This is a genomic window from Parerythrobacter lutipelagi (genome assembly GCF_005434975.1).
GTDB classification, from domain to species: Bacteria; Pseudomonadota; Alphaproteobacteria; order Sphingomonadales; family Sphingomonadaceae; genus Parerythrobacter_A; species Parerythrobacter_A lutipelagi.
Genome location: NZ_SKCJ01000001.1, coordinates 1,670,803 through 1,692,547 on the forward strand (window position 1 = coordinate 1,670,803; position 21,745 = coordinate 1,692,547).

Annotated in this window: 20 protein-coding genes; 18 read left to right on the forward strand and 2 right to left on the reverse strand. The window is 60.1% G+C overall.

The window, feature by feature from the left end; translation table 11 throughout:
* Positions 1-99 precede the first annotated feature (99 nt).
* The 7 genes from E0502_RS08265 to E0502_RS08295 all read left to right on the forward strand — a co-directional run bounded on the left by E0502_RS08265 (position 100) and on the right by E0502_RS08295 (position 5,075).
* Positions 100-1,029 carry an ArdC family protein gene (locus tag E0502_RS08265; RefSeq protein WP_137677414.1) on the forward strand — a complete coding sequence of 310 codons (930 nt, stop codon included), beginning with the start codon at positions 100-102 and terminating at the stop codon, positions 1,027-1,029.
* 11 nt (positions 1,030-1,040) lie between these two features.
* A complete protein-coding gene (locus E0502_RS08270) occupies positions 1,041-1,469 on the forward strand; it encodes a hypothetical protein (RefSeq protein ID WP_137677415.1) in 429 nt (142 codons plus the stop codon).
* A 39-nt stretch (positions 1,470-1,508) separates the two neighbouring features.
* Complete coding sequence (locus tag E0502_RS08275) at positions 1,509-1,886, forward strand: MbcA/ParS/Xre antitoxin family protein (RefSeq protein ID WP_137677416.1); 378 nt, start codon at positions 1,509-1,511, stop codon at positions 1,884-1,886.
* Complete coding sequence (locus E0502_RS08280; protein ID WP_137677417.1) at positions 1,858-2,586, forward strand: RES family NAD+ phosphorylase; 729 nt, start codon at positions 1,858-1,860, stop codon at positions 2,584-2,586. The genes E0502_RS08275 and E0502_RS08280 overlap by 29 nt, the downstream gene beginning before the upstream one ends.
* Positions 2,587-2,858: 272 nt before the next feature.
* A complete protein-coding gene (locus tag E0502_RS08285; protein WP_137677418.1) occupies positions 2,859-3,800 on the forward strand; it encodes a DUF2493 domain-containing protein in 942 nt (313 codons plus the stop codon).
* Between the two features lie 322 nt (positions 3,801-4,122).
* Positions 4,123-4,392 (forward strand): hypothetical protein, encoded by a 270-nt coding sequence (locus E0502_RS08290; protein ID WP_137677419.1) that lies wholly within the window; start codon positions 4,123-4,125, stop codon positions 4,390-4,392.
* Between the two features lie 284 nt (positions 4,393-4,676).
* The gene (locus E0502_RS08295) at positions 4,677-5,075 is read left to right on the forward strand and encodes a single-stranded DNA-binding protein (RefSeq protein ID WP_137677420.1); all 399 of its coding nucleotides are present in this window, start codon (positions 4,677-4,679) and stop codon (positions 5,073-5,075) included.
* A gap of 63 nt (positions 5,076-5,138) precedes the next feature.
* Here E0502_RS08295 and E0502_RS08300 read toward each other — a convergent pair whose 3' ends face one another.
* Entirely contained in the window at positions 5,139-5,405 is a 267-nt protein-coding gene (locus tag E0502_RS08300; RefSeq protein ID WP_137677421.1) for a DUF6437 family protein, read from the reverse strand.
* Between the two features lie 343 nt (positions 5,406-5,748).
* Between E0502_RS08300 and E0502_RS08305 the strand changes: the two genes are divergently transcribed.
* The 4 genes from E0502_RS08305 (at position 5,749) to mobF (ending at position 12,256) form a co-directional block, all read left to right on the forward strand.
* Positions 5,749-5,970, forward strand: a complete 222-nt coding sequence (locus E0502_RS08305; protein WP_137677422.1) for a hypothetical protein — start codon at positions 5,749-5,751, stop codon at positions 5,968-5,970.
* 679 nt (positions 5,971-6,649) lie between these two features.
* Positions 6,650-6,979: a hypothetical protein gene (locus E0502_RS08310; RefSeq protein ID WP_137677423.1), complete on the forward strand. Its 330-nt coding sequence runs from the start codon at positions 6,650-6,652 to the stop codon at positions 6,977-6,979.
* Entirely contained in the window at positions 6,969-9,299 is a 2,331-nt protein-coding gene (locus E0502_RS08315; protein WP_137677424.1) for a type IV secretion system DNA-binding domain-containing protein, read from the forward strand. Before E0502_RS08310 ends, E0502_RS08315 begins: the two co-directional genes overlap by 11 nt.
* Positions 9,300-9,343: 44 nt before the next feature.
* Complete coding sequence (gene mobF / locus E0502_RS08320) at positions 9,344-12,256, forward strand: MobF family relaxase (RefSeq protein WP_137677425.1); 2,913 nt, start codon at positions 9,344-9,346, stop codon at positions 12,254-12,256.
* 465 nt (positions 12,257-12,721) lie between these two features.
* On the opposite strand, the gene E0502_RS08325 is transcribed toward mobF, so the two are convergent.
* Entirely contained in the window at positions 12,722-13,453 is a 732-nt protein-coding gene (locus E0502_RS08325; RefSeq protein WP_137677426.1) for a hypothetical protein, read from the reverse strand.
* Positions 13,454-14,045: 592 nt separating this feature from the next.
* Here E0502_RS08325 and E0502_RS08330 point away from each other — a divergent pair.
* The 7 genes from E0502_RS08330 (at position 14,046) to E0502_RS08360 (ending at position 21,628) form a co-directional block, all read left to right on the forward strand.
* A complete protein-coding gene (locus tag E0502_RS08330) occupies positions 14,046-14,753 on the forward strand; it encodes an RNA polymerase sigma factor (protein ID WP_137677427.1) in 708 nt (235 codons plus the stop codon).
* Positions 14,750-15,397: a hypothetical protein gene (locus tag E0502_RS08335; protein ID WP_137677428.1), complete on the forward strand. Its 648-nt coding sequence runs from the start codon at positions 14,750-14,752 to the stop codon at positions 15,395-15,397. The genes E0502_RS08330 and E0502_RS08335 overlap by 4 nt, the downstream gene beginning before the upstream one ends.
* Entirely contained in the window at positions 15,398-18,739 is a 3,342-nt protein-coding gene (locus tag E0502_RS08340) for an ATP-dependent helicase (RefSeq protein WP_137677429.1), read from the forward strand. It begins immediately after the preceding gene.
* 89 nt (positions 18,740-18,828) lie between these two features.
* The gene (locus E0502_RS08345) at positions 18,829-19,320 is read left to right on the forward strand and encodes a hypothetical protein (RefSeq protein WP_137677430.1); all 492 of its coding nucleotides are present in this window, start codon (positions 18,829-18,831) and stop codon (positions 19,318-19,320) included.
* Positions 19,321-19,324: 4 nt separating this feature from the next.
* The gene (locus E0502_RS08350; RefSeq protein WP_137677431.1) at positions 19,325-19,810 is read left to right on the forward strand and encodes a DUF7665 family protein; all 486 of its coding nucleotides are present in this window, start codon (positions 19,325-19,327) and stop codon (positions 19,808-19,810) included.
* Entirely contained in the window at positions 19,782-20,279 is a 498-nt protein-coding gene (locus E0502_RS08355) for a hypothetical protein (RefSeq protein WP_137677432.1), read from the forward strand. Before E0502_RS08350 ends, E0502_RS08355 begins: the two co-directional genes overlap by 29 nt.
* Positions 20,280-20,281: 2 nt before the next feature.
* Positions 20,282-21,628, forward strand: a complete 1,347-nt coding sequence (locus E0502_RS08360; RefSeq protein ID WP_137677433.1) for a thiamine biosynthesis protein ThiF — start codon at positions 20,282-20,284, stop codon at positions 21,626-21,628.
* Positions 21,629-21,745: the final 117 nt, after the last annotated feature.

Sequence of the window (21,745 nt, forward strand, 5' to 3'; positions counted from 1 at the left end):
ACTTCTTTCGATATTGGTCGCTTGAAGAGGTGGAGAGGGGAGGGCGCTTTGCTCGTCCTGAACCCGGGCACGTCCGTTCCGGTGATCAGGAGACCATCGATGACTAAGTCCCTCCGCACAGCTTCGACATCGCCAGCTCAGCGCATCACTGCCGCCATCATTGAAAAGCTAGAGCAAGGCACCAAGCCTTGGGTCAAGCCGTGGCGCGGTGTGCCGCTTTCTCGCCCACTGAGATACTGCGGAACGCCGTATCGCGGCATGAATACCTTCTGGCTGTGGATGGTCGCCGATGCCTGCGCATACGCTTCTCCCTTCTGGATGACCTATCGCCAGTGCCAGAAGCTTGGTGGTCAGGTCCGCAAAGGCGAGAAGTCGACCATCGCGATCTTTTACAAGAGCTACAAAAAGGAAATTGAGACAGCTGACGGCGGTCAGGATACGGAAAACCAGCGCGTGCTGAAGGCATATGCCGTATTCAATGCCGACCAATGCGATGGCCTCCCCGAGTTCTACTATCCCAACCCGCTGGTTGCCGCGCTTGAACCCGAAGGCCGCGAAGAGCGGCTCGATGCCTTCTTCGGGCAAGTAGGCGCCAACCTGCGCCATCATGGAGCCCAGGCCTATTACGAGCCACTGCGCGACCGGGTCACCATGCCGCCGGTGGAACTCTTCGGAGCCTTCGACCACTACTACGCGACGCTCGCTCACGAGCTGTCGCACTGGACCGGACATTCTTCGCGGCTCGATCGCGATCTCAAGAACCGCTTCGGCAGCGAAGCCTATGCTGCCGAAGAACTGATCGCCGAGTTATCGTCAGCCATTCTGGGTGCCGAACTAGGGCTTCCGGTCAGCCACCTCGACCATCACGCCAGCTACATCGCGTCCTGGCTCAAAATCCTCAAATCGGACGAGCGCGCGATCCTGACCGCCGCAGCAAAGGCCGAGGAGGCAGCCACCTTGCTGCTCGAGCTGGGTGGACTCCAAACATGTGAGGGCGAGACCGACGTCGATCTTGCTAGTGCAGCCTGAGGAGCTGGAAGATGGGACGTTCCGTCAGTTATCCGACCGGCGCCGTGGTAGCCTTTCGCCTGCTCGAGGACGGCGAAGACGACGATGCGGACTGGGTCTATGAGTGCCTCGTCGGCGAAATCATCGATACCACAAAGGCATCCTTTCCTTCTTTCGACACCTTCGATGGATGGCGCGGCCGCGAGGACCGTATCCTCCTGCGCAACGCCTTTGCCGATTGCGGGATATCGACCTATTCCGGTCTTGCTGCGATCTGGATCGCCCCGCGCGATGACGCTCTCTTCTGGGAAGCGGACTCGTCTTGCCCGCGGGCGGCGCGGGCGCGTCACTGGATCGCACAAGTAGGGCCGCATTTCGAACGACTGTTCGGCGAGCTCAAGATGGTCGGGTGTTTTTCGAACGGAGAGGCGATCTTCGAACGCCTACCACCTTGCATTTGACGGGATAACCCGTATATCTTGCAATTGAAAGGATAGCCTATGGCGACGAAGCCACTCGAATTGCAGCCCGACGATGGCAAGGTGCTGACATCTGCTATCGCGCGCATCGCCGAGTTCTGGGGTCTCACCAATCCTAAGCTTGGTGCAATCCTTGGTGTATCGGAATCGACCGCCTCGCGCCTGCGTTCGGGCAAGGCGCAGCTCGACCCTGCATCGAAGTCTTTCGAAGCTGCTCAGTTCCTCCTGCGGCTATTCCGCTCGCTTGACGCCCTGCTCGGGAGCGATGACATGTCTGCGCGCGCATGGCTGACGACCGTCAATCTCGATCTCGATGCGCGCCCGATCGATCTCGTCGACAGTTTCAAGGGCCTCATCACCGTTTGCGACTATGTGGACGCCCACCGCGCTCGCGTCTGAATTCCGCCGCTACCGCCGGACGGTATGGCGGGTAGTTGAAGCACAGCATCGTATCTCGACCAATCGATTGACCTCTGATCTTGGCGAGCAACAGCGCCTTGAGGAACTGGCAGATAGCGCAAAGCCGGATCTGCCGAAGACCGCGCACGGGTTGCATTATCTCCTCGCTTCACCCTTTCGTTATGGCCACACGGTTGCCAGCCGTTTTCGCCGAGCGAACGAGCGGCCCGGGATATTCTACGCAAGCGAAGCCGAAAGCACTGCGATTACCGAGACCGCCTACTGGCGGCTCAAGTTCTACAGCCGCTCGCCGGGCTTCGTTCCAGGCAATCGGACCAGCGAGCACCTGAGCTTTTCCGTGCCCATATCGGTCACGCGGCTGACTGATACGACCAGAGCGCCGCTTGAGGCCGATGCCAACCGATGGCTTGACCCGGACAACTACTCGCACTGCCAGGACCTTGCTGCGTCGGTGCGCGAAGCGGGCGGTCAGGCCATTCGGGCATGCTCCGCGCGTGACCCGGACGGCATCAACCTGGCATTGCTCGATCCGGCCGGCTTTACGAAATCGGAACCAGATCACGGTCGGGGGTGGCACTTGCGTCACGAGGGAGACCGACTAACCGCGATCGCGGCTTTCCCGCACGCGGAAGTGCTCGCCTTCACGCCGGGGCAGTTTGGCCTCCAAGAGCGCTCCTGAGTCGATCCGGGACACCTCCGAGACAACTCCAGCACCACCCCGGCACTGTCCAGCACGAACCTGTTCGCTGGTCCTCGTGCCCTGGACCGGTCAGGTCCCACCGCAACCCGCGCAAGGCTGCGGCCCGTGTGGCCCGCGCCAGCCTTGCCTTGCGGGGTTTCCCGCTGCCGCGGTGCGGCGTTCCCTTGTCCCGGTCCTTGTCAGGCACGGCGAACAGGCCCGCGCGGAAATTCCTCTGCCGGCATTCGCCGGTCTTAAGGAGGACTACCGATATGTATGACAGTTTCGCCAGCCAGCTTGCGGGCCTCGATCTATCCGGCTTCTCGATCACGCCTGCCCCTTTCAACGAATGCGACTTTCCATGTGAGGATGCCATGGCTCACACGCTGGGAGCGGTATGGTCCGATCTCTTTGCGCTGTTTGCCGACACCGCGCTCGAAGCCGACGCCGAGGATCTCGCCTGGGGCTTCGTCAATCTCTTCCACCGCGCCGCCAGCCGCAAATCGGCCCAGGTGGACCGGGCCTCGGATGAAATCCGTGCCCTTCTGGCATCCGGCGACGGGTCCGAAGTGCATTCGTCGAGCCTTGAAGAGCAAACCCTGCGGGCCCAGTCGGCCGAAGCCAGCATGCAAGCCTTCGAGCAGATGCGCGAGGTTGCAGCAGGTCTTTATCGCGACGAAACCGGTTCCTCGTGGAAGCCAGTATCGGGATCGCGTGCGCGCCATTCGAGGAACATGACTTCGGCCGTGATCGACGCCCGCGATTTTCTGCGCGTGCGAAAGGAAAATCGTCAGGCTGCACATTCACCCGAGGGTACTCCGGTCGTGTTCGCCGGTGGTCGCAATCGCTTCGAAAGCGAGACTGACGCCAAGACCTACGCGGCCAACATCTGGGCTACTCTCGAGAAGGTGCGCGAGGTCGTTCCCGACCTGTTTCTCGTGCACGGCGGCGACGGCAAGGGAGCCGACAGACTGGCCGCATCCTGGGCTGAGCGTCATGAAGTTCAGCAATTGACCTTCGGGCTTGAACGCCGTCTCGGTGCCCGCGCCGGATTTAAGCGCAACGAGCAAATGCTCGGCCTTAACCCTCGCTACGTGGTGGCATTTCCTGGCAATGGCGTGACCGAGCGCTTGGTGATCGAGGCCAAGAAGCAGCGCATCACCGTAGTCGATCGCCGCGGACCGCTCGGTACCAGCCCAACCTCCCCGACGTAGGGTTTAATCACTCCCGGTCGGATCAATCTGCGTCGGCGAAAAAAGGGCGGCCCCTCTCGAGGCCGCCCATAAGGAGAGAACTCATCGCATTGCTGCTCCGAGCCCTTCGGGTCGCCTTAGCTACATAGCACCGAACCCGATCAAGTCGATTGAAGGGTTACGACAGGCCCGAATAGATACGCTTTTGAATGCGGCTCTTGTCTGCACTTCCTGCGCCTAATGAACTGACCGGCGTTTACTCAGCGACGTAAATTCTCGGAATCTTTCGCCAGATCATCACTGGGCGTTCTCGGATCATTCATTCCGCGCTACAGGGTCTTTCATGCAACTCGACGATCTGCTGCAGCGCTACTTTGCCTCGACCGACCTTTCCTCGGTTGCTCCTGACACACTTGCAGCCGGTATCGAGCATTGCCGCGTCGATTTCGGCCTTGAGCAGGACCGGGGCAAGCGCTTTGCACTGTGGTCGTTCCTGCACATGTTCGGGTCTGCCCCCGACCTCGAAGTAGCGTTCGAGAACGAGAAGGACCGGGAAGCAGCCCGCAACTTGATGGATCTCCTGGCGGCATCGGAAGGCGATGGAGCAGGCTGATTGCAACAGGGTCTTGGCACCTTCAGACCCGCACCCGATACCCATCCGGCTTTCTTCGCGAACAGTCCTGAACCAGGTCAGTTGAGGAGCCGCAACCCGTTCCTTTGACGGCCGTGTTGTCGCGCTTCGCGCGCCTGCCCGCACCACCCGTCATGAACAGGTTTCCCTTCGGCCCCCAGACGATGTCTGTTGGCCTGCGGTGCAGTCCTCCCATGCCCTGCTTCTTCTGGATGTTCGCAAGCCGGAGATGGTCTCCGGTTTGAGGAACTGAAGGAACTTTCATCATGACCAATATCGCAATCCTCACCGGCCGCATCGCCCGCGATCCGGAAACCCGCGAGACCAAGGGTGGCACCAATGTCACCGGGATCACCGTCGTCACCGATCGCCCTGCGCGCGACAAGGACGGCAAGACCTACAAGGATGAGAACGGCTACACTGCCAAGGAAAGCGAGTTCCACCGGGTGACCTGCTTTAACGGCCTCGCCAAGACCGTCGGTCAGTACTGCTCCAAGGGCCAGCTGGTCAGCGTCCAGGGCCGCATCCACTACACCCAGTGGGAAGACAAGGACGGAGTCACCCGCTACGGCACCGAGATCCTCGCCGACAAGGTCGACTTCCTCTCGCGCGGCAACGGTGCTAATGAAGACGAGGGTAACAAGGATGCCCCCGAGATCGACTGAACTGTCCCGTCGATCCTCCCCGAAGGGGTCCTGTCCATGTCGGACAGGGCCCCTTCTTTGTGCCTACTTTGCTGCTGGTGCACCAGTCTGAGGAGAGGAGGCAGGTGCCATAGCCAGCCGCTTCAAGGCCTCTTCTTCACCCAGCTTTGCAAGCTCTACCGCCATTCTTGCAAGACACTTCTTGGAGAAGCTTTCGAGGCCCGTTCCAAGGATCACCCGTCCCAATTCAAGGGCAGCTTCTTCCTCAAGTTCCGTCTGACGTATGTCGAGCGCTGCCCGATCGGCCTCCAGCTTCTTGAGAGCAGCCACAGCGCTTCGTTTGGTTGGCATTTTGGATACTTTCTTCGCCCCCTCGAATGTTCCTCCGTGGTGTTCAATTGAACCAGCAAGGGCTCTGTAGGAAAGCGCGTTCTTGAATCGTCTCCAGGATGACCTCCAACCAAAGAGAGGGGCCTGGCTCACGGACCTTTCAAGGATGATGGGCGTGCAGCCGGCGCGTCAAGGACGGCAGGGCCCCACCATTTTCCCTCCCCTTCGCTTACGCTTCGGTCCGGCAAAATCGTTTCCCCCACCGCCGCTTCGCGGTCACCCGACCGGGTGATCCCTGACCCACCGGCCGCACACCCATCCGCCTTTCTCCTGTCGTCTCACCGACAGACATCAGGAGGAAATCATGACTTCACTCGGCAATCTTCAATCGAACTCAAACAGCTATTTTCAAGCGCTTGCCACTGCTGAACGGCGGGCGCTGCACAGCTTCTTCGACCAGCACGTCATAGAGGACGATGACTTAGGCTACTTCGCGCTGGACGAGGGCGACTACTACGCCCTCCCGGTACATCTGGCGAGCCGCGTTGTTCATACGGTCCACGGTGCGATGCTGGATGAATTCTGAGATATCCCATCGGGCAGGAGCCGGTTCCGGTTCCTGCCCTTTTTTCTGTTCGCCTTACGAGGGTCGCGATGGATCACTGCGCGGGGCTGGCGACGCGCTCGGTCCCGCACCACCTGCGGCGGTGCTCCTGCGGGCGCGGCATTTCTGTTTCGGGCCCCGCACGCACTCCCGACGGGCACCGGGTCGGAGCGGCGCAATGCTGGCGGGACCGACAGACCCCGGTCCCTGGCACCGCACGCGCTCGTTTGCCTATGCCCTTCCGGGGGTGCGGTTTCCTGTTTCGACCGGCCAAGAAAGATTCGATTTTCCCTGATCTAGGCCGCCTCTGGCTGGTTGCTCGCGCGCTATAAATTGGGATGGGAAACTACCCGCTATCTGAAAACCGCCATCGTAGCTGGAGCGACCTGCGCAGTTGGGAAATTGGGCACACCGTACGCAGCGGTGCAGCATGATTTTTCTATTGATGTTCAGTATCTTGCACGGAAAACTGGCCGTATGCATCGACTGATTTGACGGCGATTTACGCTTTGGATTCGCGCTGCAGATGTAAATCACCTGCGAGTAAACCACGGGAATAACGCGTGAATTTTCCATTTTCCTACAGGCCCCGCCTGATTTAGTGTGATCCTCGCCTTCCGCAGGGTGAACCAGGCTTCTTGAGCAAGAGGAGCTTGGAACATTGCAACGTCACCAAAGTGTACAGTCTTACGTTCCGCCGCTTATCGCGGACTGGATCAAGGGCCTGGCGCAGACCAAGGAAGTCAGCGTCAGCGTGGTCGTGCGCGACCTCCTGATCGCGGCATGGAACCGCGAGAACGATACCGCAGACCGGCCGGGCGGAACCGATCCCGGACGACAGATGGTGTTCATGACGGTCGCGCTCGACGCGCTTCTCGCCGCTCATGCGGATACCTCTTTGCGCGAAAAGACAATCGCTGCCTACCATCGCCGACTGGTCACACTTGGCTTCATTCCATCTCCAAAAAAGGAGGCCGGCCATGAAGACTAGTCTCGTCAACTTCACCCGCGGAAGCCAGTTGCTTGGACACTTCGGCTTCATGTTTGCAGCTGGCCTGAAGGGCCCACTTATCGTCGCTATCGTACTGGTATTAGCACTCACCTGGTGGGAAGTCTCAGGTGCCCTCGATGACTACCAGACCTACCTGCTCTGGATGCATATCTACGCTTCCGGATACACGTTCATGGAGTTCGATCGGGAAAAGCTCGTCAATCTTCGAATGCCCGACGGAGACATGGTCGCGTTCCCGATCTCGGTCATCACGCAATATCCTCCCATGCGTGAAGCGTGGGCCGCATTCTCCGCCTCACTGCAGGATGCGATGTGGCTCTCACTTGCCATCCTTCTGCCTCTGTTCCTAATGTTCTGGTGGGTGGCCGAGCACTTCGGCGAACGATCCAAGCGCAAACGCCATGTGCGCGGTGCATCGCTCGCTACGCTGAGCGAGCTCGAGGCGGATATCGCCCATCACAACAAGCAGGAACGCGCGCGCGAATACGGTACCGAAATCGGCTGGAAGTGGCGTCTGGCCGGGTCGAGCGCGTTGCAAGGCGCAGGGCTCTATGCACCTGCGCATCTCGCCGGAATTAGCTGGCCATGGCGCCGCGAGCAAAGCCATACCATGCTCGTCGGCACGACCGGGACGGGCAAGACAGTCGCGTTGTTCGAGCTCGTCAAGGAGATCCGGGAAAGGAGAGAGCGCGCGGTCATCTTCGACCTCACAGGCGCCTTCATCGAGAGCTTTTACGAGCCAGAACGCGATATCATCCTGAACCCGCTCGATGAGCGTTGTCCTGCCTGGAGCGTGTTCGACGATTGCACTTCACGCGCCGAATTCCATGCGGCCGCGGAATCCCTTGTGCCGCACGACGGCGGCGGCGCAGAGCAATTCTGGGTGCTCGCCGCGCGCACGATGTTTGTCGAAACCTGTCTCAAGCTTGCCGAGGAAGGCAGGGGCAGCAACGCCGCGTTGGCCAGCGATCTGATGAACGCCGATCTCTCCGATCTGCACAAGATGCTCGAAGATACCATGGCTGGTCCCATCACCACGCCAAGTGCTGCGAAGATGGCGGAATCAGTGCGTGCGGTGTTCAACGTGAACGCCAAGGCCATGCAGATGCTGCCGTCCCAAGGCGACGCTTTCTCGATCCGCAAATGGATCAAGGGAGACTGCGCCGAAGGCTCGCTGCTGTTCCTCTCGGCGCGCTACGTCGACATGAGCGTGCTTTCCCAGATGCTCACGCTGTGGCTCGATACCGCCATCAATACGCTGATGACAGGACGCCGCACGCGCGATCTGAAACTGTGGTTCCTGGTCGACGAACTGGGAGCTCTTCACCGCCTTCCCTCGCTCGAGAAGGGTCTCCAGACAGCGCGCAATTTCGGAGGTGCGATCGTCACCGGCATACATACCTACGCCAAGCTCAAGGAAGTCTACGGCGAGAACCTGGCCATGACCCTGTCCTCGCTGGCGCGCACCAAGCTGATCCTTGCCACAGCCGACCGCGAAACCGCCACCTGGTGCTCGGACATCGTCGGGCACCGCGAAGTGCGCGAAATGGAAGAGGGCTACAGCTATGGCTACAACAATGCCCGCGATGCGGTCAGCCTGACGCCGCGACGTCAGGTCGTCCCGCTCCTCCTGCCCGACGAGTTCATGGGTCTGCCGAGCCTTGCCGGATACATCAAGTTTCCGGACGGCTTTCCCGCCGCTCCGGTCACCCTCGTTCCCCGCGACTGGCCGCGCATCGCCGAAGGGTTTATCGAGCGGGATCTCTCGGCCGTCGCGCCTGACCCTGTTGAAGCCGATGACGCTGGGTCGGCAAATGAAAACGGATCGAGCGACGACGAAGGCGCCGCCGGCGAGGACGAGGACGGCGGGAAACGCGCGGCAAAGAAGCGCCGCAAACCGCCCGCCGTGAAACGCACCCGCACCGCTGAAAAGATCCCATCACAGCGACACGGAGAACGGGATACCACCCGTGATCAAAAGCAGGACAGGCGCGCTCCGGGCGAGACACAGCCAACGCGAAACAAGCAGATAGGCGACCGTGCACGGGTTCCTGATCGCGATGCTCCGATGCAGAGCGAGCTGCCGCTGGATCGTGAGAGTGACCGGCCTCAATCCGGTTCTCCTGACCTTTCGCTTTCGCGAAAGGATGCTCCCGACCCTGAGAAAGCGATGGCCCAGGACAACGATCGAAACCGCGAAGACGCGAAACGGCAGGAGGAACATCAGCGCGGCCTTCTGGGAGGTGCCGCGCGCGAACATGAGGAACGCGATGTGGGCGATATCGAACCCGATATCTGATCCCTTGTTGAACCATCCGAGGGGAGATCTGGAGTGACATCGACATGCTGTCTGTTGCCAATGTGCGATCCCCCTCGGCCGCTGCCAACTACTTCGCGGCCGATAACTACTATGCCAGGGCCGACGCCGACCGGTCCGGCCAATGGGTCGGCCAGGGTGCCGCGATGTTGGGCCTCAAGGGGCAGGTCGAGACCAAGGATTTCGATGCGCTTCTGCGCGGCGAACTGCCCGAAGGGTCGCGCGTTGGGAACCCCGGCCAAGCGCATCGGCCCGGCACCGATCTTACCTTTTCGCTCCCCAAGAGCTGGTCGCTGCTGGCGCTCGTCGGGAAGGACCAGCGGATTGTGGAAGCGTATCGCGAAGCCGTCATCGAAACGCTCGGGTGGGCCGAGAAGAACGCTGCCGAGACGCGCCTTGTGCGGAACGGCAAGCTGACCACCGTCGCAACCGACAATCTCGCCGTCGGCCTATTCCAGCACGACACCAACCGTAGCCAGGAGCCCAACCTTCACTTCCACGCCGTGGTTGCCAACGCTACGCGCGGCACTGACGGGGTGTGGCGTACGCTCAAGAATGATCGTCTGTGGGCGCTCAACACCTTGTTCAATTCGATGACCATGGCCCGCTTTCGCATTGCCGTCGAGAAGCTCGGATATGAGCCGGGGCCCGTCGGCAAACACGGAAACTTCGAAGCGCGCGGGATATCGCGTGAGCAGATCATGGCTTTCTCGACCCGGCGAAAGGAAGTCCTCGAAGCTCGGCGAGGGCAAGGTCTTGAGGCCGGCAAGATTGCTGCGCTTGCAACCCGTTCGGCAAAGGAGCCGATCAAAGATCGCGATGCCTTGGCAGAGCAATGGGAGGTAGCCGCACGGCGAGAAGGCCTCGACCTTGATCGCCTTGTCGAGGCAGCGATCGCGAGAACCGGAAACCGAAAGGAGGATGCGGGCAAGACACCTGACCTTGTCGAGCGCGGCCTGGCTCTGCTTCAGGACTTTGCATCGCGTATAAAGGGCACGGAGCGCGATCCCCTTGTGCCGGACCATATCCTCAAGAAAGGTCCGCAAGAGATTGCTGCGGCGCAGGCAGTGGCTTCTGCTGTGCGACAGCTCTCGCAGCGCGAAGCCGGTTTCGAGCGCGAAGCTCTCTACAAGGCGGCCTTGGATTACGGGCTGCCGACCACGATCCAGCATGTCGAGAAATCGGTCCGATCACTCGTGCGCTCTGGAGCCCTTGTCAGAGGGAGTGGCATGCACAAGGGGTGGCTGGCCAGCCGCGAAGAAGTCGAGCGCGAAGAGCGCATTCTTGCCTGGGCGAACGAAGGCAAGGGTGCCGTCGAACCGGTTCTGCACGAAGACGAAGCCAGGGCTCGCGTCGATGCCTCGGCCCAGATCAATCGCGGTTTCAAGCTCAACGAGGGCCAGCTTTCTGCAGCGCAGCTGATACTGGCCTCGAAGGATCGCACTGTCGCGGTGCAGGGTGTTGCTGGTGCAGGAAAGTCGAGCGTCCTCGAGCCGGTATCGCAGGTCTTGCGAGAAGAGGGACACAAGGTTCTCGGGCTCGCGGTTCAGAACACGCTCGTGCAGATGCTAGAGCGAGACACGGGTATCCGGTCACAAACGCTCGCGAGTTTCCTTAGGCGGTGGGAAGCGCTGCCCGTAGGCGATCAATCAGCCAAACTCATCCGTGAGGCCCGCAAGGAGCTCAAGGATGCGGTCGTCGTGCTCGATGAAGCGTCCATGGTGGCCAATGCGGACAAGGAGCAACTGATCCGCATAGCTAACAGCGCCGGTGTCAGGCGGCTGGTTCTCATGGGCGACAGGAAGCAATTGGGCGCAGTCGATGCCGGAAAGCCCTTCGACTTGCTGCAGCAAGGCGGCATCGCCCAAGCACGGATGAATACGAACCTTCGAGGGCGCGATCCGCTTTTGAGGAAGGCGCAAGCTTCTGCGCAGGCTGGCAAAGTGCATGAGGCGCTTGGCTTTCTCAAAGATCATACGGTCGAGGCAACGGGCGACGGAGCGATCGTTGCAGCAGAGCACTGGCTCTCGCTTTCTCCGGAGGAAAGGAATCGCACCGCGATCTATGCTTCGGGGCGCAAGATCCGCGCGGCGGTCAACGCCGCAGTCCAAACCGGACTTACCGCCAATGGCGAAATCGGACCAGAAAAACTCAAGGTCGAGGTTCTCGACCGTGTCAATCTCACGCGCGAGGAACTCCGATATCTGGCGGCCTACAGAACGGGCATGGTTCTAAAGGTCTCGAAGCTCGAGCGGACGCTCGGGCTGAAGCGCGGCGAATACGCGGTTTCCAAGGTCGATCAGCGAACCGATACCGTCGAGCTTCGGGATCCACGCGGTCGCAAGCTGCAGTTCAAGCCGTCGCGCATCGGACGCACTGGTAAGGAAGACAATGTTGCGCTCTTCGAGAAACGCCCGCTTGAACTGCATCGCGGGGATCGCGTGCGCTGGACACGAAACGATCATCGAAGGGAGCTATACAACGCGGACCGGGCGCGCGTAACAGCGATTGATCGGGGCAAGGTGACCGTCGAAACGTCGAAGGGCACGGAGATCACCCTGCGGCACGATGATCCGATGCTGAAGCGTCTCGACCTTGCCTACGCGCTTAACGCCCACATGGCGCAAGGGCTGACATCGGACAAAGGGATAGCGGTCATGGACAGCCGGGAACGCAATCTCTCCAACCAGAAGACCTTCCTCGTGACCGTCACCCGCCTTCGCGACCGGCTGACCCTCGTGGTCGACAACGCTTCACGCCTCGGCGCGGCTGTTGCGCGAAACAAGGGCGAGAAGTCATCCGCTCTGGAGGTGACGCAACGTCTGGGTTCGGCAGCGAAGATAGGCAGCGGAAAAGCTACGGTGGACCAGGGGCCGAAGGGGACGGCAGCGCAAGACCTGTCGAAGGAACGCAGCAAGAATCTGGATTTCGGGATTTAGCTGACAGCATTGGCTAGCGGCCGCTTTGCGCCCTCGTTTCGGTCGTTTGGCTCGTTAAAGTTTGGCCACAAATGCTGCCGTTCCGCGCGCCGCATTATTCGACGACAAGAGCATCAGTCACCGAGCATCGTGACAAATGTCATCGAAAACAGGATTCCGTGTCAGGAACGGTGAGATTCTCACCCATGATGACAAACCGGCCTATCACTAGACGTTCACTATGAGCTATTTGCGCAATTGGCGGGAATTCCGCTTATTTTTGGCCGCAAAGCAATTGTGGCAAATTCGCAGCTTCGCCACGTTCCCTCGTGCTTTTCCCGTCTCTCGCTCTTGGTATCTCGTCTAAATGCCCAAGCGCCGCTGAAGATCAGTCTGGAGCAGTCACCTAAGCACGTCGTTCGCGGATTGAGGCAGCGCAATGCACGTTCGCCAAGAGGCAGCGCTCTCTTCACCTCATTACAGTGTTCAATTCTCGGCATCGTCCGCGGGATACAATGCGCTCCAGCGGTCGCGTATCTGCTCAATTCCCGCGTTCACAAGCGGACCAAGGAAATCGGCTGATCTGTTCACAATGCCTTCAGCGACTTGGTCGGCTGCCTCGCCAATGACCTTACTTCCGAGGGTTTTCAGCGCGCCTTTGACGACTGCTTTGACACTGTTGTCGGGTGCCCCGGCATCGACCAACGCGGCTTTGATCGCCTGATGTTGATCGTCTGGGATAATGCTCAGCATGAGGTCCGTCACAGCGCTGAGCGGCGCCCTGACCAGCGAAGAGTTGAAGGAAGTGTCGGAAAAATGTCCAACCTCGCGGATCCGTTGTCGCATGTGCGCAATGGTCAACGGATTCTCGATCTCCATCACGAAATAGTCGCCGTCCTTTGCAAATTTTGTCTCAATAAGTGCCTGTTTAACGAGGTCATCCAATCGCGCGCGGTCGCTCCCATGTCGGCGAATTTCCAGGTCAAAGATCAGTTGTGAAGCCTTGGTCCTCGTGACCTTCAGGTCCGTCATCAGGCTGTAGATCGTAGCCTCGGTCTGAAGGATACCGAGATTGCGCAAAAGATCAAACACCCCGAGTTCTATCTCCCTTTTGGGCAAGGCTCCGAACGCTGGTGCCATAAAGTTTTGCAGAAACGCTATAGTTTCGGCCCGAAGGTCGGCTTCATCGACATCAGCTAGCGCGCCTTCAATATCCATTTGTGCACTCCATTAGATTTCGTCTCGCTACAGACGCATTATTCGGATTTTCTAGCAACTCTTCGTTTCTCTCACTAGCTATAGGTAGTACGCAATGAAGTCGATGAAAGCGAAAGCCGTCGCGCGCGGGATGGCGAAGACAAAAGGAGCAAAAATGTGTCGAAGCTTGAGCGCAGGCCGAATGCTTCGATCAAACAGGGGAAAAGATGTTCGGCTCATCCACACCGCCGACTGGTAATAAGGAAAGCCTCATGCTCACTGAAGCTGCGGAGCGAATGCAGGTAATACTCTTCACCTGTCGTGAACGATCTTTCCGTCATCCTGGCGGCACGCACATCGCAAGCGGATACAAGAAGGCGCTCGGCCCCTTGTAACAGAAAGGTCAGGGTTGAGAGCAGGAAGTGAACTGGATGAGTGGGGCAGAAAAATTTTATCCAACGGTTCCGCAATGCGCAAACCACTCAGACTTAGATCCCAGTAAATCCATGCATGACCGGAGGCGGCCTTGTCACAACAGAGTACGGTCAATTTAGACGAGGCGAGAGGATCGTCGGATCCACCTCCACTTAATCACTATTCCAGAACCGAGCGCGTGAAACGCGACATTCAGGAGTGCCTTCTTCTAAGCGGCACGGCACTGATCGAGAAGTTCGCACAAACCGATCACAAGGCTCCAAATTACCGCACGAGCGAGGCCCTTGTTTTCTTCGTGCGACGCGCCATTCGGCATTCTGATGACCGTGAAATCGAAATGCTTTTCGATACATTCAAAGCCCGTTGCTTCAGGGCGGTGGCTGGTAAGGCGAAGGGTTTCAGCGAAGAAGATCGGCTGGATATCCTCAGCGCTGTTCTCGAAAAGGTCACGCAGCATCTTTTCGCAGACGGCAAGGCAGCAGACTACGCGGAATCTCGTTTTGGAGATTACATTCAACGCCGCGTGTTGACAGCAATTACCAATTTCAAACGCGACCAGCAGAAGGATGCGCTGCTCGACGATTTTACAGAAGATAGCGAGGAATTCGCTGAGGCGGTGCGTGCAAAGCAAGGCCAAGCAAGGCTCTCGCCCGAAGACCTTATTCTAATGCATGACGCATTGAATTCTTTGCCACCGCACTTTCGCGAAGCTTACATCTTGCGGCACTACGCTGGCTGGCGCGTCGGCGACGAGCGCAAGCCGGAAGTCGCCGAGACCGAGTTAACTCTGATGGAGTATTACAAGATCGGTCGGCGCGCGATGCACAAGCGGCTCGCGAAGGCGCAAGAACTTCTCGATCAATATTGTAGGAAGGACCCCGCATGACCGACGCAACTCCTCTACCGTTGGATGAGGTGCTGGACATGCTGCTCGACGAATTTGAAACGCCGAGCGGTGAGGCCATCGCCGCATTCTCGAAACAGTACCCGCACTACAGGACCGATTTTCTGCGGTTTGCCGCCGCGTGGGCCGAAGAGGAGGCACTTGCCCCGCCTCCGCCGCTTAGCAAGGAAAGCGAGGAACGACTCGATGCACGAGCGCAAAGCGCTCTGCAAAACGCGCTCTATGCGCGCTCGCAAGAGGACGCCAGAGGTACCGGCGAGGTGGCTCAAGGCAACGCAAACGCTGCGGGCGCTAACCTTGCGAGACTAGCTCGCTCTGCTGGAATATCGTTGCACGATGTAGCGCGAGAGACGAGGATTCCGTTGTCTTTCATGTCGCAGCTCAACGCGAGGAATTTCATTCCTGAGACAATTCCCGGTCACCTCGCGAGCAGATTGGCAAGATCGCTCAAGGTCGGAGCCGATCAAATTCGGGCTTCCTGGACCGGTCCACCAGTCATGAAGAGAACCATGTCATACATGGCGAAAGGCAAGCCTGAGAGCGGACCGCAGCGCGATTTTGTTGATGCGGTCCGCCAAAGCAATTTGCCGGACGAAGACAAAGCCGCCCTGTTGATGGAGGACTGAGTGGAATTGTTTGCCGCCGCCCGCGCTCTGGCGCTGGAAAAGCGTCAGGCCGCGGTTGAAGGTTGCCGCGAAAATGAAGGTACACGGCGTCTTTTGGAATCCGCTACCCGCGATGCCGATCTGCACCTTTGCGCTGTCAATGATGATGACGGCTGTCTGAGGGGAGCAGAAGCGGTACTTGATCGCGATCTCGATACGATTTTCTACAAGTCTAGCACGCCGCGTCCGCTTGCCCATTTCCAGATTGCGCACGAGCTGGGGCATTTCTGGCTCGACGGCGAAACTTCCGATTGCGAAGCATCTTCTTTCAGTCACACGGCAGGAGACCTCGCCGATCTCGGTGCTGCGCGGGTGGACAGCTACAGCCCGAAGGAACGCCGCGAAGCGCAGGCGAATGTATTCGCGCGCGAGATGCTTCTCCCCACAGAAATCGCAGCCAACAAGTTCGTCGAGGAGGGGTGGACTCCCGACGAACTCGCCGTCAACTTCGAGGTGCCGCTAGCCTTGGTATTCGCGCAGCTTTTGCGCGGCACGCTTTTGCCAGCTCCTGAGCCTTTGATCGAAGCTCGAGATGATCGGCCGCAACCTCCGCTCGACGATTCACAAAAGGAAGCTGCCGAGGTTCCTACAGGACCGCTTCTGCTAGAGGCGGGACCGGGAACGGGTAAGACCCGCACCCTCGTCGCGCGAATCGAGCACTTGCTCGCCGAGGGCGTTGCCGCCAGCAATATGTTGGTCCTCACCTATTCCAACAAAGCTGCAGAAGAGCTGCGCGAACGAGTGCAGCGGGCCGCGACGGAAGCGGCAACGCAAATGTGGTCAGGGACATTCCATGCTTTTGGACTGGAACTACTACGCAAATACGGTCACCTGATCGGCCTGCCTGCCGCTCCCAAGCTGGCCGACCTCAATGAATCGATCGCGCTGCTCGAGAAGCTGTTGCCCGAGCTTCCTCTCGATCACTATCTCGTTCTGCACCAGCCCAGCGAAGGGCTGGTGCATATTCTGAAAGCTATCTCGCGGGCGAAGGATGAACTGGTTGGTCCACGGCGCTATCGCGAGCTTTGCGAGACGATGCCTTCTTCGACTGACGATGACCTGCGCGCGCGTGAGCGGGCGCTTGAGGTCGCCGCGATCTATTTTGCCTATGAAAAAGCCTTGCGCGAAACTGGTCGGCTCGATTTCGGGGACCTGATCATGCGATCGGTCGAACTTCTCGACGCGCATCCCGAGATTGCAGCCGAACTGAACGAAGAGCGTCCACATATACTCGTGGACGAGTTCCAGGACGTCAATCGGGCGAGTTCGGTGTTGCTGGAGCGGATCGCGGGTAATGCAAGGGGTCTGTGGGTGGTGGGGGACGCCCGCCAATCGATCTATCGGTTCAGGGGTGCTTCGCCCGACAATATTCTTTCTTTCCCGAACCAATTCAATGGCGCCAACCAGTTGGCGCTCGCAGTGAATTACCGCTCGCGCGAGCCCATCGTCAAAGTCTTCGCCGAATTCGGGACCCAGATGTCGGCGTCAGGCTCAACCCCATGCGACTGGGATGCAAACAAGGGCGAAGGCGAGCCCCTCGCATTTCATATTGCCAATTCGCTTGAAAGCGAAGCGCTGGGCCTGGCGCAGGCAATGAGGCGCACGCGCAAGGAAGGCTTCGCATACCGTGATCAAGCCGTCTTGTGCCGCTCGCACACCCAGCTTGCGCGTTATGCCGCTGTACTGGAGAGTGAGGGCATACCGGTCCTTTATCTCGGCGACATCTTCGAGCGAGACGAGGTGCGCGACTTGCTCGCTATGTTGTCGCTGGTGGGCGAATCCACCTCGAGTGGCCTGGTGCGCCTGTCCGAATTTGCCGATTACGCGCTCGACCTCGATGATCTGCGCGTTCTGCTTGACCGCCAGATTGAATCGCCGAATTCTGCCTTCGAGGCGCTCGTCGAAGCCGACAGCTCGATGCTGTCGGAGAGCGGGCGGCAAAGTCTGACGCGCTTGCGCGACGAGTTGGGCGGGATCGATCGGCACAAGTCTGCCGCCCGGGCGCTCAAGGAATTCCTGTTCGTTCGCAGTCGCTGGCTTAGACCGCTTCTTCTCGACGACACCGTTCAGGGCGCTCAAAAACGGCTCGCCATCTATCAGCTCCTCCAGGCGGCCGACGCATTCGCCGCAGCCGAGCCCGGTGCCGGCATTGGCCGGTTTCTCGACTGGGTCAGGCGGCTCGAACTGCTCGGCGAGGAGCGACAGCTGCGCGCGCCGCCTGCAGAAGCTGCGGGAATCGATGCTGTCAGGCTGATGACGGTCCATGCGAGCAAGGGCTTGGAATTTCGGGCCGTCTATTTGCCGGGGCTGGCCAAGGGCCAGTTTCCGGCGAGCCGCCGCTACGATCCATCCCCTCCCCCGCCGGGCCTTGCTGCGCGAACTCCCGACGAGGTGCGGCTTGAAGAAGAGGAATGCCTATTCTTTGTGGCTCTGTCGCGGGCGCAGGAGCGGCTTATCTTGTCGCGCGCGACGCATTATGGGACGGCGCGCGGACCGTCCGATTTCCTTGGTACGATCGCAGGGCGTTTGCCCCGCGTGCCCGACGGCGCACCGGATTGGGTCGCCGCGCACGATGACCCCGAGCTTCCGCAATGCACGACCGGATGCGAGCGCAGGCTGGACAGCCATAGGGCCGAGGACTTGGACCAGTATCTCCTGTGTCCGCGCGCCTATCTTTATCAGCGTGTCCTCGGGCTTAGCGGCGGACGAGAAGACGAGGGCTATGTCCGGTTTCACCGCGCGGCATATTCAGTAATCCGGGAGCTCGATACTCTTGCCGAGGAGCCTTCGCCGCTCGATGCGGCACGCGTGGCGCTGGCAGAGGCCTGGGATAAGATCGGCCCCAGGGGCCATCCCTTCGAAGCAATCTATCGTCGTCAGGCGGAACTGGTAACCGAGCGTGCGGTCACGCGTTGGCTCAAGGCCGGAGGCCGACCCGAACCGTTCGAACAGCCCGTCGGCGATAGCATGGTCCAGATCACCCCCGATATGATCGATCGCTCGAAGGGTAGTGTCGAACTCATCCGGCTTCGGACCGGCCGTGCGCCGAAGCGGCCGCCCGACAACGACATTTTTGCGCTCTATCATTGCGCGTCTGCTGCGCACGATGGCGGGAGCGTCAGCGCGCATTACCTGGGGTGCGACACCAAGCTCGGCGTTCCGATGACCGAGCGGGTCATCGCCAACCGATTGGAGAAATACCGCAAGGCAATCGATGGGATCGCTGCGGGACACTATCCGCCGCAGCCGGACGATCGCATCTGTCCGAGATGCCCGCAATATTTCGTCTGCCCCAGCTTGTAGTAGGTTCCGCAAACGCGCCTTCCGCCGGACTTATCCGGTGAGCGGAAAAATCCGGATGGTCCGGAGGATCCGCAAAAGGAGGCATTGCCATGAAGACGATTGATATCCTGCTGCAGGGCGAAGGCATCGACGATGTCCAGCTGCTCAGCCTGCCCGAAGACTCCGATCTCGCTGCGCTGCTCAAGGCAGCAAGCGGCTGCCACACCGAACCCACTCCCGAGGCTGGAATGCTGGTATTCGTCCAGGACGAGGACAAGCCGCTGAAAGACGGCAAGCTGCCGCGCCCGAAGGGCGGGCAGCCGCTGTGCCTGCATGTTCACCGTTGCCGCAAGATCGCGGTATCGGTGAACTACAACGGCGTCACTAAGCCGGCCGAGTTCTCGCCCGCGCGTACAGTGGGCGCGGTCAAGACGCACGTCGCGACCAAGCTTTTCGACCTAAGCAAGCACGACGCCGCCGAGCATGTGCTGCAGCTCCCCGGAAGCAAGGACCGGCCGGATGCCGATACGCATGTCGGTTCGCTTGCGTCGGACTGCGCGGTCGCATTCGATCTTGTGCCTCTCGTGCGCGTGGAAGGATAAGCGGATGGGTGATCCGCTTGCTAACCGTCCCGATGAGGTCGCGCTGCGGCGCGACCTCGCCGCGGGGCGTTTCCTCCTCGGCGTAGCTACGGGCCGCTGGCGGCTCGAAAGCATCGCCTTTCCCCACGCTGTCGTATCGGTCATCGCCGCCGACGGCATTGCCTATGGCCTGCGATTCGAATGCAGCGATTACCCCCGGACTGCGGTCACTGCCTGCCCATGGGACGTCGAGCGCGATCAGCCCCTGGCGCCGGAGATGTGGCCCAAGGGCACGAGCCGTATTCCGCTCGCCTTCAATCCGCAGTGGAAGAACGCCACCTGCCTGTACCTCCCCTGCGACCGGATTTCGGTCCAGGGCCATGACCCCTGGCGTACGAAGCACCCGCAATTGCTTTGGGACCCATCGAAAGGGATCTGCAAATATCTCGCAATCGTCCACGAACTTCTCAACTCCGGTGAATATGGAGGGCGCCGTGCTGTGGCTGCCTAAAAGCGAGCTGCACTTTCGCGCAGCCGAATGGGTGCGCCTGGTCGACGAACTCCATCAGCGAACGCAGGGCTACCACGAGAGCGGCGCCTTTCTTCTTGGTCGGGTCTCGAAGCGGCGGCGCTTGGTCGAGGAGATCGTCTTTTACGACGATCTCGATCCGGCGGCATATGAAACCGGCGTCGTCGTCATGCGTGGCGCCAGCTTCGGACCGCTATGGGACCGATGCCGCGGCAGCGGCCTGCAGGTTGTCGCCGACGTCCATGTCCATGGCGGCAGCGCGCGTCAGAGCTTGGCCGACAAGCAAAACCCGATGATCGCGCAGAAGCGTCATTTGGCTATGATCCTGCCCAGCATGGCGCGCACGCCGATCGCGGGCGATCAGATCGGACTCTACGAGTATCGCGGGCGGCATCGCTGGAAGAGCCTAGGGCACGACCGTCTTTCCAATCACCTTATTATCGGACCTTGATCATGTCTTTCATCGACACCGCGACCATCGGAGACCAACTGCATCGGCTGGCCAAGCTGACGCTCGATACCGGGGAAGCGACGACTATCGAAGAAGCGATGAGAATGCTGGAAGGCTATTCGTTGCATGTGGATGTCGATCCCTGGACGATGGAAAGCGCGGCGGGACAGGCTGCTTTGGCGACAGCGGTCAATGCGGCGCGACGGTCGTTTCTTGGTGGGGTCACCGTCAGCGGGGTTCCCGATGTCACATTGTGCGTGCCGGTGAACGGCGAAACACGACTGCGGGAGCTTGTCGAGGAACTCGGCGGGCACTGCGTAAATGCGGTCAGACCTGCGGCAAGTCACATGGCGATCGGTCGGCGGGCGAATGGATTGCGTGCGACGATGGATGGCTGGGTGGCCGGCTGCTGTGTCGAGGGAGCCGATTGCACCGACCGCCCGGAAGAAGCTTTCGTCCTGACCGGAATTGCGGCCGCCGGCCTCACCGTCGCCGAATGCTTTCAGCTCGTTCGCAAAAGCAATCCCGCCGCTGGACGGCGGCGGATCGCGCTTTCTCTTTGGCGGCCCGATCTCCCGGTGGACGATCCGCGGGCGCGGGGCGAGCGCCCCTCTCTTCTGCCGTCTTCGGCGTGGCTCATCGGCTTGGGAAATCTCGGGCAGGCTTACCTGTGGGCGCTGGGATGGCTACCCTACGCCGATCCGTCCGGCTGTTCGTTGACCTTGCAGGATTTCGACAAGCTGGCGGGATCGAATGACAGTACCTCGCTTCTAACGGATTTGTCGATGGTGGGGCGCCATAAGAGCCGCGCGATGGCCGATTGGGCCGAAGCCAGGGGCTTCTCGACAACGATCGTCGAAAGGCGGTTCAATAGTGAATTGAAGGTCAACGGGGAAGATCCTCCCGTAGCGCTGTGCGGAGTGGATAATGCGCTGGCACGCTCGGCGCTCGAAGATGCGGGGTTCTGTCGGGTTTTCGAAGCTGGGTTAGGCAATGGCATCTCGGATTATCTCGCATTGCGCCTGCACAGCTTCCCGGGGCCAAAGGCTGCGCGACAACTGTGGAGCGGCGAAGAGGCAGCCAAACTCGATGTGCTCAACCGGCCTGCCTATCGTAACCTGGAAGACCGCGGCGCAGACCGGTGCGGGCTCGTCCAGCTGGCTGGTCGAACAGTAGGTGCGCCGTTTGTTGGGGCATTGGCAGGGGCGCTTGTAGTCGCAGAACTGGTAAAGCTTGCCAATGGCGGTCCAAATACCGCGCTGCTCGATCTTCATCTGCGCAGTCCCGGCCAACTTGCTGCATTTGCCCAGGGCCCCAAATTCGCGTTCAATCCTGGCGCCGTGGGATAGATTGCCGGAGGAATTGAGCAGACGGTACATCTCCAATAGTTTTGGCCCCTCGCGCGAAATGCATGCCTAGTGGGGCCCGCTGGATAGGACCTGACCGTCCGCGATCGGGTCGCAAGG